The sequence below is a fragment of the Aquabacterium sp. genome (assembly GCF_044226965.1).
GTDB lineage: Bacteria > Pseudomonadota > Gammaproteobacteria > Burkholderiales > Burkholderiaceae_C > Pseudaquabacterium.
In genome coordinates this window covers 1-16,494 of sequence record NZ_JBGAGA010000025.1, presented here as the reverse complement: position 1 = coordinate 16,494, position 16,494 = coordinate 1, and the positions used below count along the sequence as shown (strand labels likewise).

Sequence of the window (16,494 nt, the reverse complement as noted above, 5' to 3'; positions counted from 1 at the left end):
GCTGGGCCCGTGGCCCTCAATACTGACGCCAGACGACGCGCCCTTCCTTCACGAGGCGCGGACCGATGGAGACACGATGGACTTTTCTCGACGCCTCTTGCTGGCCCTGGCCGGCGCCACCCTCTGCAGCAGTGCGCTGGCGCAGGCCTGGCCGGCCAAGCCGATCCGCCTGGTGGTGCCCTTTCCCCCGGGTGGCGGCACCGACATCATTGCCCGCGAGACCAGCCAGCGTGTCGCCAAGGCCACCGGCTGGACCTTCGTGATCGAGAACAAACCCGGTGCCGGCGGCAACCTGGGCGTGGACGCGGCGGCCAAGGCGCCGGCCGATGGCTACACCATCGTGATCGGGCAGACCAGCAACCTGGCGATCAACGCGACGCTGTACAGCAAGATGCCGTACGACTCGCAGAAGGACCTGGCGCCGGTCGTGCTGCTGGCCACCGCGCCGCTGGTGATGGTCACCGGCACCGTCACGCCCTACAAGACGCTGGCCGACGTGGTCAACACCTCGAAGGCGCAGCCGGGCAAGGTCAACTTCGCTTCGCCCGGCAATGGCACGGTGGCCCACCTCGTCGGCGAAATGTTCCAGAAGGCCGCTGGCATCAAGGCCACGCATGTGCCGTACAAGGGCACGGCGCAGGCCATCGTCGATGTCATCAGCGGCGGTGTCGACGTCTACCTGTCCTCGGTGCCCACGCTGCTGGGCCAGATCAAGCAGGGCAAGGTGCGCGCGCTGGCGGTGAGCTCGGCCCACCGGGTGGACGACATTCCCAACGTGCCGACGATCAATGAATCGGGCTACAAGGGCTTCGACGCGGTGAGCTGGTTCGGCCTGCTGGCACCGGCCGGCACGCCCAAGGACGTGATCGCGCGACTCAATGCCGAGTTCAACAAGGCCCTGCAGCAGCCGGAACTGGCCAAGCGCCTGGGCGACGAAGGCGCCGACCCCGCCGGCGGCACGCCCGAGGCCTTCGCGGCGTTGATCAAGGACGACATCCCGCGCTGGGGCAAGGTCGTCAAGGACTCCGGCGCGAGGGTGGACTAGCCCCCCCGTAGCGCCCGCCTCGGTCCCCGCTTATTCCAGGAGCTCTGCATGAGTCAAGCCGCTGCATTGCCTGACGTGATCAAGCACGTCGAGCGCGTCGATCCCGCCGTCGTCGAACAGGCCGGGATGTTTCCCTCGTCCATCCTCGCCGACGTGGCCGGGCGCCGCGGTGCGCTGAGTGGCCGCATCGCGGCGCTGTCGCCGTCGATGCGCGTCGCCGGCGCCGCACTGACGGTCGAGGTGCGTCCCGGCGACAACCTGATGATCCACGTGGCCCTGGCCATCGCGCAGCCGGGCGACGTGATCCTGGTCGACGGCAAGGGCGACCTCGGCGCCGCGCTGATGGGCGAGATCATGTGCCAGCAGGCCGCGGCGCTGGGCATTGCCGGCGTGGTGATCGATGGCGCGGTGCGCGACAGCGAAGCCATCCGTGCACTCGGCTTCCCGATGTATGCCGCCGGCCTCAACCCCAACGGCCCGACCAAGGCGGTGCCGGGGCGCGTGAACCACCCGATCTCGATCGGCGGCGTCACCGTGCACCCGGGCGACCTGGTGGTCGGCGACGCCGATGGCATCACTGTGATCGAGCGCGCCAAGGCCGCGGCGATGCTGCCGCTGGCCGCCGAGAAGGTGGCGCAGGAAACCCGGCGCATCGCCGACATCCGGAGCCGCCAGCAGCTGCGGCCGGGCTGGCTGGAGGGCGCGCTGCGCGCCGCCGGTGTGCTGAAGCCGGGCGAGACGCTGTGATCCCCCGCAAGGCCGTCCTCGTCACCGGTGCCGACCTGGCCGACGCGGCGCTGGCGCTGCTGCGGGACTACGAAGTCATCTATGCCGGCAAGGCGCCCACCGAGGACGACATCGTCGCGCTGTGCCGGCGCCACGACCCGGTGGCGATCATCGTGCGCTACGGCCAGGTCGGTGCCGCGGCGATGGCGGCCGCGCCCAGCCTGAAGGTCATCTCCAAGCACGGCAGTGGCACCGACACCATCGACAAGACCGCCGCTGCGGCGCGCGGCATCCCGGTGGTGGCCGCCGCCGGCGCCAACGCGGCCGCGGTGGCCGAGCATGCGCTGGCGCTGCTGCTGGCCTGCGCCAAGTCGGTGGTGGCGCTGGATGCGCGCATGCATGCCGGGCACTGGGACAAGGCCACGCACAAGAGCGTCGAGCTCGAAGGGCGCACCGTCGGCCTGATCGGCCTGGGCGCCATCGGCCTGCGCTTCGCCCGCATGGCCGATGCGATGGGCCTGCGCGTGCTGGGCTTCGACCCGTACGCGAAGGACTTGCCGCCCTACGTCCAGCGCGCCGACCTGCCGACGATCTGGCGCGAGGCCGATGCGATCTCGCTGCACTGCCCGCTGACCGCCGACAACGCGAAGCTGCTGAACGCGCAGACGCTGGCGGCCTGCAAGCCGGGCGTCATCATCGTCAACACCGCGCGCGGTGGCTTGATCGACGAGCCCGCGCTGCTAGCGGCCATCCGCAGCGGCCAGGTCGCCAGCGCCGGGCTGGACAGCTTTGCCGTGGAGCCGATGAGCGCGCCGCACCCGTTCCACGGCGAGCGCCGCATCACGCTGAGCCCGCACATCGGCGGCGTGACCGCCGACGCCTACGTGAAGATGGGCGTGGCCGCGGCGCGCAACGCACTGGCGGTATTGAACGGCTGAACTGCCGAGCGGCTGAAGGCCCCTGGCTCAGCCCGGCGTGCCGGCGCCCGGCGTGTCGCAGCCCACGCGCGGCAGCCTCAGCGTGAACAGCGCGCCGCCGCCCGGCGCGTTGCCGGCCTCCAGCGCGCCGCCGTGCCGTTCGACGATGCCGTAGCTGATCGACAGGCCCAGCCCGGTGCCGCGGCCCACCGGCTTGGTGGTGAAGAAGGGGTCGAACACGCGGCCCAGGTTCTCGGGTGCGATGCCGGGGCCGTTATCGCGCAAGGTGAGCGTCAGCGTGTTCGGCTCGGTGCGCAGGTCGATCCACAGGCTGGGCTGGCGGGTGAAGTCGGCCGCGGCGTCGTAGGCGTTCTGGATCAGGTTCATCAGCACCTGCAGCAGTTGGCCGGCACTGCCGTTCACGCAGCAGGGCTCGCCGGCCTTCCAGTGCACCGTGAAGCTCGGTGCGGTGCCCTTGCACACCCAGTGGATCGCGCGCTCGATCACGCCGTTGATATCCACCTGGGTGCGCTCCTCGCGGTCCATCGCGGAGAAGCGGCGCAGGCCCTGCACGATGTCGGCGGTGCGCTGCGCGCCTTCGAGCGTGCCCTCCATCAGCGAGGGCAGGTCGGCCAGCAGCGCGTCGATGCGCAGCTGGCGGCGCTGAGCGGCCAGCACTTCGGGCGTGGCGCCGTCATGCACCGCGTCCAGGTACTGGCTCAGGCGTTCGCTGTAGCGCTGCAGCGCATGCACGTTGCCGAGCACGAAGCTGATCGGGTTGTTCAGCTCGTGCGCCACGCCGGCCACCAGCCGGCCCAGCGAGGCCATCTTCTCGGAATGCAGCAGCTGCTGCTGGGTGCGCTTCAAGGCTTCGTGGGCCTCGCGCAGCGCGTGGTAGGCGCGCTTCAACTCACCCATCGGCCGGCCCACCAGCACATGGCCGACCAGTCGGCCGGCGGCATCGCGCCGCGGCGTGATGTTGAAGTCCACCGGCACCGGCGTGCCGGCGGCCGCGCGCAGCGACAGCTCCACCACCGTGGCCGATGCGGCGTGGCCCGGCTGCGCCAGCGCCTGCGCCAGGTGGGCCGCGGCGGCTTCGTCGGCCATCCATTCGGCCAGCGGCGTGCCGCGCAGCGTGGCATCGGGCGCGCCGACCAGGCTGCACAGCGCGGCATTGGTCTCCTCGATCTGCCCGCTGCGGTTGATGGCCACCAGCACGTCGCTCATCGCGGTGAGCAGGCTGAAGATGAACTGCTGGCTCTGCTCCAGCTCGGCGTTCTTGGCCTCGAGCGCGATTTCGTCGGCGACGAGCTGCGAGTACACCTCGTCCATCTTGTGGATCACGTCCAGCCACGCGGTCTCGTCCATGCCGCCGGGGGCTTCCGGGGCGGGCGAGCTGCGCGGCGTGGTGGTGCTCATGGCTTCATTCTGCGCCCGGGCCCGTGGCCTCGGGCTGCGGCCGCAGCAGCGGCGCGTCGTGCGCCACCAGCAGCGATTCGCCGCGCTCGATCAGGAAGTAGCGGAAGGCCTCGGCCGCCGGCGAGAGCACCTTGCTCTGCAGGTGCACCACCTGCCAGGTGCGCATCACCGGCGTGCCTTCCACGTCCAGCAGCTTCAGCAGGCCGGTCTTCAGCTCCAGCCCCACGGTGTGCAGCGACAGGAAGCTCACGCCCATGCCGGCCATCACCGCCTGCTTGATCGACTCGTTGCTGCCCATCTCCATCGTGATGTGCGGCTCGAAGCGGTGCTCGCCGAAGAACTGCGTCATCGCGTTGCGCGTGCCCGAGCCCTGCTCGCGCACGATGAACGGGTAGGGCGACAGCGCCGCCACCGGCGGATGCCCGATGCGCAGCAGCTCGTGCCCCGGCGGGCAGACGAACACCAGCGGGTGCGCGGCAAAGGCCTCCGAGCGCGCGGCCAGCTCGCGCGGCGGCCGGCCCATCACCGCCAGGTCGCATTCGCCGGACTGCAGCCGCGCCACCAGCGCTTCGCGGTTGCCGGTGACGACGAGCTTCACTTCCACGCCCGGATGCTCCTGCTTGAACAGCGCCAGCAGCCGCGGCACGAAGTACTTGGCCGTGCTGACCATGCCCACCGTGAGCAGCCCGTGCTCCAGGCGCTTGAAGCGGCTCATCGCGTTCTCGGCGTCGCGCAGCGCGCCCAGCATGCGCTTGGCATGCACGACGAAGTATTCGCCCGCGGTCGACAGGCTCAGCGTGCGGCCGATGCGGTCGAACAGCGGCAGGCCGACCTGGTTCTCGATCTCCTTGATCTGCATCGACACCGCCGGTGGCGTGAGGTGCAGTGCCTCGGCCGCGCGGGTGATGCTGCCCTGCTGGGCGACTTCGAGGAACACGCGGAGCTGGCGGAAGCTGAGGTTCATTGTTAAGCCTAAGCTTAATCGAATACGAAGAAAGTCTGACTGGTGTTTATTCATCGCAGCCGGGAACATGCGTCCACCGCACCCGGAGACACCCTGATGAATGCCCCGATCGACGCTGGCCTGAAGGCCGAAGCCACCCAGATCACCAATGCCAGGCAGCGCTACAGCGCCGGCGTGCTGAAGTACCGGCAGATGGGCTACTGGCAGCCCGACTACCAGCCCAGCGCCACCGACACGGTGTGCCTGTTCCGCATCACGCCGCAGGAGGGCGTGGACCCCATCGAGGCCGGCGCCGCGGTGGCCGGTGAATCGAGCACCGCCACCTGGACCGTGGTGTGGACCGACCGCCTGACCGCCTGCGAGAACTACCGCGCCAAGTGCTACCGCGTGGAGCCGGTGCCCGGCCGGCCCGGCGAGTATTTCGCCTGGGTGGCCTACGACATCATCCTGTTCGAGGAAGGCTCGATCGCCAACATGACGGCCAGCCTGATCGGCAACGTCTTCAGCTTCAAGCCGCTGAAGGCCGCGCGGCTGGAAGACATCCAAGTCCCGGTGGCCTACGTCAAGACCTTCCAGGGCCCGCCCACCGGGCTGGTGGTCGAGCGCGAGCGGCTCGACAAGTTCGGCCGCCCGCTGCTGGGCGCCACCACCAAGCCCAAGCTGGGTCTCTCGGGCCGCAACTATGGCCGCGTCATTTACGAGGGATTGAAGGGCGGCCTCGACTTCATGAAGGACGACGAGAACATCAACTCGCAGCCCTTCATGCACTGGCGCGACCGCTTCCTGTACGTGATGGACGGCGTCAACAAGGCCGCCGCCGCCACCGGTGAAGTGAAGGGCTCGTACCTCAACGTCACCGCCGGCACGATGGAGGCCATCTACGAGCGCGCCGAGTTCGCCAAGAGCCTGGGCAGCGTGATCGTGATGGTCGACCTGATCGTCGGCTGGCCCTGCATCCAGAGCCTGGCCGCCTGGTGCCGCCGCAACGACATGATCCTGCACATGCACCGTGCCGGCCACGGCACCTACACGCGGCAGAAGAACCATGGCGTGAGCTTCCGCGTCATCGCCAAGTGGCTGCGCCTGGCGGGGGTGGACCACCTGCATGCCGGCACCGCGGTGGGCAAGCTCGAAGGCGACCCGCTCACGGTGCAGGGCTACTACAACGTGTGCCGCGACGCGTACACGAAGCAGGACCTGCCGCGCGGCCTGCATTTCGACCAGGACTGGTGCGACCTGAAGAAGGTGATGCCGGTGGCTTCGGGCGGCATCCATGCCGGCCAGATGCACCAGCTGATCGACCTGTTCGGCGACGACGTGGTGCTGCAGTTCGGTGGCGGCACCATCGGCCACCCGGCCGGCATCCAGGCCGGTGCGGTGGCCAATCGCGTGGCGCTGGAGGCCATCGTCAAGGCCCGCAACGAAGGCCGCGACCTGCTGGCCGAAGGCCCCGAGATCCTGCAGGCCGCCGCGCGCTTCTGCACGCCGCTGAAGCAGGCGCTCGACACCTGGAAGGACGTGTCCTTCAACTACACGTCCACCGACACCAGCGACTACGCGGTCACCCCGGCCGTTGCCTGAAGGAGAGCCCGACCATGATGACCAACCCCACCGGCCGTATCACCCAGGGCCAGTTCAGCTTCCTGCCCGATCTCACGGACGACGAGATCCGCGCGCAGATCGCCTATGGCCTGGGCAAGGGCTACGCGTGGAGCGTGGAGTACACCGACGACCCGCATCCCCGCAACACCTACTGGGAGATGTTCGGCATGCCGATGTTCGACCTGCAGGACGCGGCCGGCGTGATGCTGGAGCTGAACCAGTGCCGCAGCACCTTCCCGCAGGCCTACGTGCGGCTGATGGCCTTCGATTCGACGCGCGGCGTCGAGAGCATCGCGATGAGCTTCATCGTGCAGCGCCCGCCGCACGAGCCCGGCTTCGGCCTGGTGCGGCAGGAGGTGGACGGACGGTCCCTGCGCTACACGATCCACAGCTACGCGACCGACAAGCCCGAAGGCCAGCGGGCCTGACGCAGGGGAACGGCATGAGCACCTTCAGCATCGCCCCGTCCATCCTGTCGGCCGACTTCGCCCGCCTGGGCGAGGAGGTGCGTGCCGTCATCGCCGCCGGCGCTGACTGGATCCACTTCGACGTGATGGACAACCATTACGTGCCGAACCTCACCATCGGCCCCGCGGTGGCACAGGCGCTGAAGCGCCACACCCGCCGCGCGGACGGCACGCAGGCGCCGATGGACGTGCACCTGATGGTGCAGCCGGTGGACGCGCTGGCCACTGCCTTCGCCGAGGCGGGGGCCGACCTCATCAGCTTCCACCCCGATGCCAGCACGCACGTGGACCGCACGCTGCGGCTGATCCGCGCGGCCGGCTGCAAGGCCGGGCTGGCCTTCAACCCGGCCACGCCGCTGGACGTGCTGGAGTGGACGCTGGATCAGGTGGACCTGGTGCTGATCATGAGCGTCAACCCCGGCTTCGGCGGCCAGAGCTTCATCGACAGCGCACTGCGCAAGATCGAGCAGGCGCGCCGCTTGATCGAGCGCAGCGGCCGCGACATCCGGCTGGAGGTCGATGGCGGCATCAAGGTCGACAACATCCGCCGCGCGGCCGATGCCGGTGCCGACACCTTCGTGGCCGGCAGCGCCATCTTCGGCCAGCGCGACTACCAGGCGGTGATCGACGCGCTGCGGCGCGAACTGGCGCCGCAGGCCGTGGCCGAGGCGGCCTGACGATGAACGCGCCGCTCTACCGCATTCCCGGCGCGCTGCAGGCCGCCGCCGAGGCTGCGCCCGCGCCCGGCGCCCAGGCCGCCCCAGCGCCGCCGCGCACCGTGGCCGAGGTGCTGGCCGACAGCCAGGTCGAGGCCGTGCTGGACGAGCTCGATCGCGACCTGGTCGGCCTGGCGCCGGTGAAGCAGCGCATCCGCGACATTGCCGCGCTGCTGGTGATCGACCGCCTGCGACTGGCGCACGGCCTGCAAGCCCAGAGCCCCAGCCTGCACATGTGCTTCACCGGCAACCCGGGCACCGGCAAGACCACCGTCGCGCTGCGCATGGCGCAGATCCTGCACCGCCTGGGCTATGTGCGGCAGGGCCACCTGGTGGCGGTGACGCGCGACGACCTGGTGGGCCAGTACATCGGCCACACCGCGCCCAAGACCAAGGAAGTGCTGAAGAAGGCGATGGGCGGTGTGCTGTTCATCGACGAGGCCTACTACCTGTACCGCCCGGAGAACGAGCGCGACTACGGCCAGGAAGCCATCGAGATCCTGCTGCAGGTGATGGAGAACCAGCGCGACGACCTGGTGGTGATCCTCGCCGGCTATGCCGACCGCATGCACACCTTCTTCCAGAGCAACCCGGGCATGAGCAGCCGCATCGCGCACCACCTGGACTTTCCGGACTACGCGCCGGCCGAGCTGGAGGCGATTGCCGAGCGCATGCTGGCCGCCATGGCCTACCGCTTCGGCGACGGTGCGCGCGAGGCCTTTGCCGAGTACCTGGCCCGCCGCATCGCGCAGCCGCACTTCGCCAACGCCCGAAGTGTGCGCAACGCACTCGACCGCATGCGCCTGCGCCAGGCCAGCCGGCTGTTCGCCGAGCGCGACCGGCCGCTGAGCCGCGACGACCTCGTCACGCTGGAAGTCGCCGACGTGCGCGCCAGCCGGGTGTTCGCCACGCCGGCCTGAACCCGACTCTTTCGACTCCCGGAGACTTGCCATGCCGCTCACCGGCCGCTGGACCCTGACCCGCTACCTGATCGAGGAGCGCCGCCGTTACCCGCAGGCCAGTGGCGCGCTGAATGCGCTGCTGCTGGACGTGTCGCTCGCGTGCAAGGCCATTGCCCGCATCGTCGCGCGCGGCGCGCTGGCCACCAACGCCGCGGCGCCGCAGGCCGGCGCGCTGAACGTGCAGGGCGAGGTGCAGAAGCCGCTGGACCTGCTGTCCAACGACATCTTCCTGCGCATGAACGAGTGGAACGGTCACCTCGCCGGCATGGCCAGCGAGGAGATGGACGAACCGCGGCCGATTCCCGAGGCCTACCCGCGCGGCCGCTACCTGCTGCTGTTCGACCCGCTCGATGGGTCGAGCAACATCGACGTCAACGTCTCGGTCGGCAGCATCTTCAGCGTGCTGCGCGCACCGGCCGAACTGACCGACGGCAGCCGCGAACTGCGCGGGGCCGACTTCCTGCAGGCCGGCGCCACGCAGGTGGCCGCGGGCTACGCGCTGTACGGCCCGTCGACGATGCTGGTGCTCAGCGTCGGCAATGGCGTGGCCGGCTTCACGCTGGACCCCGAGCTTGGCGAATTCGTGCTGACCCACCCGGCCATCCAGGTGCCCGAAGAGACGCAGGAGTTCGCGATCAACACCAGCAACGCGCGCTTCTGGGAGCCGCCGGTCAAGCGCTACGTGGACGAATGCCTGGCCGGCCGCACCGGGCCGCGCGGCAAGGACTTCAACATGCGCTGGATCGCCAGCATGGTGGCCGAGGCGCACCGCATCCTGATGCGCGGCGGGGTGTTCCTGTACCCCCGCGACACCAAGGACCCGGCCAAGCCCGGCCGGCTGCGCCTGCTGTACGAGGCCAACCCGGTCGGCTTCCTGATGGAGCAGGCCGGCGGCCGTGCCAGCACCGGGCGACAGCCGGTGCTGGGCGTGCTGCCCTCGGCGCTGCACCAGCGCATCGGCCTGGTCTTCGGCAGCGCCAGCGAGGTCGCTCGCATCGAGCGTTATCACCACGAGCCGCCGCCGGGCGATTCCGACGCGCCGCTGTTCGCGCCCCGCAGCCTGTTCAGAGACTGAGAAAGCACGCCACCATGTCCCAGCAGCACCCCATCATCGCGATCACCGGCTCCAGCGGCGCCGGCACCAGCAGCGTCACCCGCACCTTCGAGAACATCTTCCGCCGCGAAGGCGTGACGGCCGCCATCATCGAAGGCGACAGCTTCCACCGCTACGACCGCGCCGAGATGCGCGAGCGGCAAGCCGCGGCCGAAAGGGCCGGCGACACCCACTTCAGCCACTTCGGCCCGGAGAACAACCTGTTCCCCGAACTGGAGCAGCTGTTCCGAAGCTACAGCGAATGCGGCCAGGGCCGGCACCGCAAGTACCTGCACGACGTCCACGAGGCCAAGCCCTACCAGCAGCCGCCGGGCACCTTCACGCCCTGGCAAGACCTGCCCGAAGGCACCGACATGCTGTTCTACGAAGGCCTGCACGGCGCGGTGGTGACCCAGGACGTGAACATTGCGCGTTATCCCGACCTGCTGATCGGCGTGGTGCCGGTGATCAACCTGGAGTGGATCCAGAAACTCTGGCGCGACCAGCATGTGCGTGGCTACAGCACCGAGGCGGTGACCGACACCATCCTGCGCCGCATGCCCGACTACGTGAACTACATCTGCCCGCAGTTCGAGCACACGCATGTGAACTTCCAGCGCGTGCCGGTGGTGGACACCAGCAACCCCTTCATCGCCCGCGACATCCCCAGCGCCGACGAGTCGATCTGCGTCATCCGCTTCAAGAACCCCAAGGGCATCGACTTCCCTTACCTGCTGAACATGATCAACGACGCCTGGATGAGCCGCGCCAACACCATCGTGGTGCCGGGCGGCAAGATGGAGCTGGCGATGCAGCTGATCTTCACGCCCTTCATCTGGCGCATGATGGAACGGCGGCAGCGCGCGATCGGCGCGCTGGCGGCAATCTGAAGGGAAGGGCGCGAACCATGGCTTCCACTTCAGAAGACCGGGTGCTGCGCGGCCATCCGCGCTGCGAAGACCCGATGGCCAATGCCTTGCGGGTGCTGGCGATGGACGCGGTACAGGCCGCGAAGAGCGGCCACCCCGGCGCGCCGATGGGCATGGCCGAGATGGCCGTCGCGCTGTGGCATCGGCACCTGAAACACAACCCGGCCAACCCACGCTGGGCCGACCGTGATCGATTCGTGCTGAGCAACGGTCATGCGTCGATGCTGCTATACGCGCTGCTGCACCTGAGCGGCTACGACCTGCCGATGAGCGAGTTGAAGCGCTTTCGCCAGTTGCACAGCCAGACGCCGGGCCATCCCGAGGTCGGTGTCACGCCCGGCGTCGAGACCACCACCGGCCCGCTGGGCCAGGGCCTGGCCAATGCGGTGGGCATGGCGCTGGCCGAGAAGCTGCTGGCCGAGCAATTCAACCGCCCGGGCCACACGGTGGTCGACCACCGCACCTGGGTGTTTGTCGGCGATGGCTGCCTGATGGAAGGCCTGAGCCACGAGGCCTGCTCGCTGGCCGGCACGCTGGGTTTGGGCAAGCTGACCGTGCTGTACGACGACAACGGCATCAGCATCGACGGCGACGTGCGCGGCTGGTTCAGCGACGACACGGCCGTTCGCTTTGCGGCCTATGGCTGGCAGGTGATCGGGCCGGTGGACGGCCACGACGTCGATGCGGTCGATTCGGCGCTGCGTGTCGCGCGCGCCGACGACATGCGGCCCGCGATCATCCTGTGCCGCACCACCATCGGCGCCGGGGCGCCGACCCGCGAAGGCACGGCCCGCGCGCATGGCGAGCCCTTGGGCGAAGCCGAGATCGCCGCCGCGCGGGCACGGCTGCACTGGCCGCATCCGCCATTCGAGCTGCCGGCCGAACTGGCCGCCCGCTGGAACGCCCGCGAGGCAGGCGCCCACGCCGAATCGACCTGGCGGCTGCGCTTCGAGGCCTACCGCAGCGCGCACCCGGCGCTCGCCGACGAGTTCGAGCGCCGCATGGGGGGCGATCTGCCCACCGGCACGGCCCTGCAGCTGGTGCAGCTGATCGAGCGCAGCGCCGCGGCCGGCGACGCGGTGGCCACGCGCAAGGCCTCGCAGCAGGTGCTGGCGCCGCTGAGCACCCTGTTGCCTGAACTGCTCGGCGGCAGCGCCGACCTCACCGCCAGCAACCTGACCGACTTCCCCGGCTGCGGCAGCGTGCGGCGCGACAGCAGCGGTGCGCGCCACCTGAGCTGGGGCGTGCGCGAATTCGGCATGGCCGCCGCGATGAACGGGCTGGCACTGCACGGCGGCTTCATTCCCTACGGCGGCACCTTCCTGACCTTCAGCGACTACAGCCGCAACGCCATCCGCATGGCCGCGCTGATGAAGCAGCGGGTGATCCACGTCTTCACCCACGACTCCATCGGCCTCGGCGAAGACGGGCCGACGCACCAGCCGGTGGAGCATGCAGCCAGCCTGCGCTTGATTCCGGGGCTCGAGGTCTGGCGCCCCTGCGATGCCACCGAGACCGCCACCGCCTGGGCTGCGGCGGTGCAGGCCGCTGATCGACCCACGGCACTGCTGCTGTCCCGCCAGGCCCTGTCGCCGCAGCCGCGCGACGCCGGCCAGATCGCGGCCATCGCCCGCGGCGCCTATGTGCTGGCCGACCGCCCTGCCGCACGCGCGGTGATCATCGCCAGCGGCTCCGAAGTGGCGCTGGCCCGCGAGGCGCAGACCCTGCTGGATGCCGCCGGCCTGCCGGTGCGCCTGGTGGCCATGCCCAGCAGCACGGTGTTCGACCGCCAGCCGCGCGCCTGGCACGATGCGGTGCTGCCGCCGGGCCTGCCGCGCATCGGCGTCGAGGCCGGTGTCTCGCGCTTCTGGGCCGGCTATGGCTGTGCCGCCGCGCTGGGCATCGACAGCTTCGGTGAATCCGCGCCGGCATCGGCCTTGTTCGCACACTTCGGCTTCACGGCCGAGGCGCTGGCGGCGCTGGTGCGCGCGCAGGTGGCGGCGCCGGCCGATGCCGTCGAAGCCACGGCCGAGGCCTGAGCCATGGCCCTCACGCTTCTCAGCTTCGACCTCGACGGTACGCTGGTCGACACCGCCAGCGAGATTGCCGAGGCGGTGAACCGCACGCTCGCCGACCTGGGCCAGCCGCGTCGGCCGGCCGAAGAGATCACCGTGCTCATCGGCCGCGGCTCGCATGCGCTGATGCGGGCGGTGCTCGCCCGGCTGGCCTTGTCGGGCCCGCTGCCGCCTGAGGACGAGCTGCTGGCCCGCTTCGACGCGCACTATGCGGACACGACGGGTGCCTTCAGCACGCCGTATGCCGGTGCCCAAGAGGCGCTGCTGCGCCTGCGCCGCCATGCGGTGCGCCTGGCCTGCGTCACCAACAAGGAACTGGCGCATGCGCGCCGGCTGCTGCAGGCCCACGACCTGCACCGGCACTTCGAGCTGGTGATCGGCGGCGACTCGCTGCCGCAGCCCAAGCCACATGCCAGCGTGCTGCGCTACGTGGCCGACACGCTGGGCGTGGCGCGCGAGGCGATGGCCCATGTCGGCGACTCGGCCGTCGACGTGATGGCCGCGCGCAATGCCGGCGTGCGCGCCTGGGTCGTGCCCTATGGCTACAACGCCGGCCGGCCGATTGCCGAGGCGCAGCCCGACCTGATCCTGCCCGACCTGGCCGCCGTGGCCCAGGCGGCGCTGTCCCTGGCGCCGCGGCGCCTGCCTCCCACCACTCGAACCTTCGCATGAGTCTTCGATGAGTCTTCGCATAGGCATCAACGGCTTCGGCCGTATCGGACGCATGGTGTTCCGCGCCGCCGTCCAGCACTTTCCCGATCTCGAGATCGTCGGCATCAACGACCTGCTGGAGCCGGACTACCTGGCCTACATGCTGAAGTACGACAGCGTGCACGGCCGCTTCCGGCGTGAGGTGGTCGTGGAAGGCAACACGCTCATCGTCGACGGTCGCAAGATCCGCCTGACGGCGCTGAAGAACCCGGCCGAGCTGGCCTGGGGCGATCTCGGGGTCGATGTGGTCGTCGAGTCGACCGGGCTGTTCCTCACGCAGGACGCCGCGCGGAAGCACCTCGACGCCGGCGCGAAGAAGGTCATCCTGTCCGCGCCGTCGAAGGACGACACGCCGATGTTCGTCTACGGCGTCAACGACGAGACCTACGCCGGGCAGGCCATCATCTCCAACGCCAGTTGCACCACCAACTGCCTGGCCCCGGTGGCCAAGGTGCTGAACGACCGCTTCGGCATCCGGCGCGGGCTGATGACCACGGTGCATGCGGCCACCGCCACGCAGAAGACGGTGGACGGCCCGAGCAACAAGGACTGGCGCGGCGGCCGCGGCATCCTGGAGAACATCATCCCCAGCAGCACCGGCGCGGCCAGGGCGGTGGGCGTGGTGATTCCCGCGCTGAACGGGAAGCTCACCGGCATGAGCTTCCGTGTGCCAACGTCCGATGTGAGCGTCGTCGACCTGACGGCCGAGCTGGTGAAGGACGCCAGCTGGGACGATATCTGCAACGCGATGAAGGCCGCAGCCGACGGCCCGATGCGCGGCGTGCTCGGCTACACCGAGGACAAGGTGGTCTCGACCGACTTCCGGGGTGAGGCCCTCACCTCGGTCTTCGACGCCGAGGCCGGCATCGCGCTGGACAAGACCTTTGTCAAGGTCGTCGCCTGGTACGACAACGAATGGGGCTACTCGAACAAGGTGCTGGAGATGGCCCGTGTGATCGGGGCCGCACGATGACGCCCCAGGTGCTGCGCTTCGCCGACGTGCTGGCCTCGGGTTTCGCCCGCGGCAAGCGGGTGTTCATCCGCGCCGACCTCAACGTGCCGCTGGACGGGGGAGGGCAGATCACCGAAGACACGCGCCTCCGCGCCTCGCTGCCCTGCATCCGGATGGCGCTCGAAGCGGGCGCCGCGGTGATGGTCACCAGCCACCTCGGCCGCCCGACCGAAGGCGCGTTCAAGCCCGAGGATTCGCTGGCGCCGGTGGCGCAGCGCCTGGGCGAACTGCTGGGTCGCGAAGTGCCGCTGAAGGCGAACTGGGTCGACGGTGTCGACGTGCAGCCCGGCCAGGTGGTGCTGCTGGAGAACTGCCGCCTGAACCAGGGCGAGAAGAAGAACGACGAGGCCTTGTCGCGCAAGCTCGCGGCCTTGTGCGACATCTTCGTGCACGACGCCTTCGGCACCGCGCACCGCGCCGAGGCCAGCACCTACGGCATCGCAAAGGTCGCGCCGGTCGCCTGTGCCGGCCCGCTGCTGGCCGCCGAGATCGATGCCCTCTCGAAGGCGCTGGCCCATCCGAAGCGGCCGCTGGTGGCCATCGTCGCGGGCAGCAAGGTCAGCACCAAGCTGACCATCCTGCAAAGCCTGGCCGACAAGGTCGACGGCCTGATCGTCGGCGGCGGCATTGCCAACACCTTCCTGCTGGCCGCGGGCCTGCCGATCGGCAAGAGCCTGGCCGAGCCCGACCTGGTCGACCAAGCCAAGGCCGTGATGGCCGCGATGAAGGCGCGCGGTGCCGAGGTGCCGATCCCCACCGACGTGGTCACGGCCAAGGCCTTCGCGGCCGATGCGCCGGCCACCGTGAAGGCGGTGACCGACGTGGCCGCCGACGACCTGATCCTCGACATCGGCCCGCAGACCGCTGCCGCACTGGCCGCCAAGCTCACCGCCGCCGGCACCATCGTCTGGAACGGCCCGGTCGGCGTGTTCGAGTTCGACGCCTTCGCGCACGGCACCGAGACGCTGGCCCGCGCAATTGCGGCGAGCGAGGCCTTCAGCATCGCCGGCGGTGGCGACACGCTGGCCGCGATGGCGAAGTACGGCATCGAGCGCGACGTCGGCTACATCTCCACCGGCGGCGGCGCCTTCCTGGAGGTGCTGGAGGGCAAGACCTTGCCGGCCTTCGAGATCCTGGCGCGCCGTGCGCAGGCCTGAGCCCATGCTGCAAGCCCTGCTCTGGGATGTCGACGGCACGCTCGCCGAGACCGAGCGCGACGGCCACCGCGTCGCGTTCAACGAAGCCTTCGCCGCGCTCGGCCTGCGCTGGCACTGGGACGTGGCGCGCTACGGCCAGCTGCTGCGCGTGACCGGCGGCCGCGAGCGCCTGCGTGCGGCGATGGCGGACGAGACCGATGCGCCGGTGCTGGCCGGCGAGCGCGAAGCGCTGATGCAGGCCCTGCACCAGCGCAAGAACGAAGCCTATGCCCGGCTGGTGCACGAAGGCGCCATTCCGCTGCGTCCGGGCGTGCGCGCGCTGCTGGACGAAGCGGCCGCGCGCGGCCTGCAGCAGGCCGTCGTCACCACCACCAGCCGCGCGAATGTCGAAGCGCTGCTGGGGCGCCACCTTGGTCCGGGCTGGCCGCAGCGCTTTGCCGCCATCGTCTGCGGCGAAGACGTGGCCGCGAAGAAGCCCCATCCGGAGGCCTATCGCCGCGCGCTCCACGCGCTGCGCTGCCCGCCACTGGCCGCGCTGGCCATCGAGGATTCCTGGGCTGGCGCCAGCGCCGCGCGCGCGGCCGACGTGCCGGTGCTGGTGACCCGCAGCGCCTACTTCAGCGCCGACCCGATCGAGCATGCCGTCGCGGTCGGGCCTGGCCTGCACAGCCGGGCCGGCTGGCAGCCCGCACTGGCGCG

General features: G+C 70.0%; 16 protein-coding genes. 14 read left to right on the top strand and 2 right to left on the bottom strand.

Annotated elements, in window-relative coordinates:
- The first annotated feature begins 76 nt into the window (after positions 1-76).
- From ACILR4_RS13230 to ACILR4_RS13220, 3 genes are read left to right on the top strand one after another with little or no spacing between them, the layout of a single operon-like run.
- On the top strand, positions 77-1,045 hold the full coding sequence (locus ACILR4_RS13230; protein WP_395701331.1) for a Bug family tripartite tricarboxylate transporter substrate binding protein: 969 nt from the start codon (positions 77-79) through the stop codon (positions 1,043-1,045).
- A 48-nt stretch (positions 1,046-1,093) separates the two neighbouring features.
- Positions 1,094-1,792, top strand: coding sequence for an RraA family protein (locus ACILR4_RS13225; protein ID WP_395701330.1), 699 nt, complete (start codon positions 1,094-1,096; stop codon positions 1,790-1,792).
- On the top strand, positions 1,789-2,709 hold the full coding sequence (locus ACILR4_RS13220) for an NAD(P)-dependent oxidoreductase (protein WP_395701329.1): 921 nt from the start codon (positions 1,789-1,791) through the stop codon (positions 2,707-2,709). Before ACILR4_RS13225 ends, ACILR4_RS13220 begins: the two co-directional genes overlap by 4 nt.
- Before the next feature lie 27 nt (positions 2,710-2,736).
- Here the strand turns inward: ACILR4_RS13220 and ACILR4_RS13215 are convergent, their stop codons facing one another.
- Both ACILR4_RS13215 and ACILR4_RS13210 read right to left on the bottom strand, forming a co-directional pair.
- Entirely contained in the window at positions 2,737-4,107 is a 1,371-nt protein-coding gene (locus ACILR4_RS13215; protein WP_395701328.1) for a sensor histidine kinase, read from the bottom strand.
- Positions 4,108-4,111: 4 nt separating this feature from the next.
- Positions 4,112-5,071, bottom strand: coding sequence for a LysR family transcriptional regulator (locus tag ACILR4_RS13210; protein ID WP_395701327.1), 960 nt, complete (start codon positions 5,069-5,071; stop codon positions 4,112-4,114).
- A gap of 96 nt (positions 5,072-5,167) precedes the next feature.
- Here ACILR4_RS13210 and ACILR4_RS13205 point away from each other — a divergent pair, with 96 nt between their 5' ends.
- From ACILR4_RS13205 to ACILR4_RS13155, 11 genes are all read left to right on the top strand, one after another.
- Complete coding sequence (locus ACILR4_RS13205; protein WP_395701326.1) at positions 5,168-6,652, top strand: form I ribulose bisphosphate carboxylase large subunit; 1,485 nt, start codon at positions 5,168-5,170, stop codon at positions 6,650-6,652.
- A gap of 14 nt (positions 6,653-6,666) precedes the next feature.
- Entirely contained in the window at positions 6,667-7,101 is a 435-nt protein-coding gene (locus tag ACILR4_RS13200) for a ribulose bisphosphate carboxylase small subunit (RefSeq protein ID WP_395701325.1), read from the top strand.
- Between the two features lie 14 nt (positions 7,102-7,115).
- A complete protein-coding gene (gene rpe / locus ACILR4_RS13195) occupies positions 7,116-7,817 on the top strand; it encodes a ribulose-phosphate 3-epimerase (RefSeq protein ID WP_395701324.1) in 702 nt (233 codons plus the stop codon).
- Between the two features lie 2 nt (positions 7,818-7,819).
- Positions 7,820-8,776 (top strand): CbbX protein, encoded by a 957-nt coding sequence (gene cbbX, locus ACILR4_RS13190; protein ID WP_395701323.1) that lies wholly within the window; start codon positions 7,820-7,822, stop codon positions 8,774-8,776.
- A 31-nt stretch (positions 8,777-8,807) separates the two neighbouring features.
- Positions 8,808-9,893 carry a class 1 fructose-bisphosphatase gene (locus tag ACILR4_RS13185; RefSeq protein ID WP_395701322.1) on the top strand — a complete coding sequence of 362 codons (1,086 nt, stop codon included), beginning with the start codon at positions 8,808-8,810 and terminating at the stop codon, positions 9,891-9,893.
- Between the two features lie 14 nt (positions 9,894-9,907).
- Positions 9,908-10,801, top strand: a complete 894-nt coding sequence (locus tag ACILR4_RS13180) for a phosphoribulokinase (protein WP_395701321.1) — start codon at positions 9,908-9,910, stop codon at positions 10,799-10,801.
- A gap of 17 nt (positions 10,802-10,818) precedes the next feature.
- A complete protein-coding gene (tkt, locus tag ACILR4_RS13175; RefSeq protein ID WP_395701320.1) occupies positions 10,819-12,879 on the top strand; it encodes a transketolase in 2,061 nt (686 codons plus the stop codon).
- Between the two features lie 3 nt (positions 12,880-12,882).
- A complete protein-coding gene (gene gph / locus ACILR4_RS13170) occupies positions 12,883-13,587 on the top strand; it encodes a phosphoglycolate phosphatase (RefSeq protein WP_395701319.1) in 705 nt (234 codons plus the stop codon).
- A 7-nt stretch (positions 13,588-13,594) separates the two neighbouring features.
- On the top strand, positions 13,595-14,599 hold the full coding sequence (gene gap, locus ACILR4_RS13165; protein ID WP_395701318.1) for a type I glyceraldehyde-3-phosphate dehydrogenase: 1,005 nt from the start codon (positions 13,595-13,597) through the stop codon (positions 14,597-14,599).
- Entirely contained in the window at positions 14,596-15,795 is a 1,200-nt protein-coding gene (locus ACILR4_RS13160; RefSeq protein ID WP_395701317.1) for a phosphoglycerate kinase, read from the top strand. Before gap ends, ACILR4_RS13160 begins: the two co-directional genes overlap by 4 nt.
- 4 nt (positions 15,796-15,799) lie before the next feature.
- Positions 15,800-16,494, top strand: a 695-nt coding sequence (locus tag ACILR4_RS13155) for an HAD-IA family hydrolase (protein ID WP_395701316.1), incomplete at its 3' end; no start/stop codon positions are given.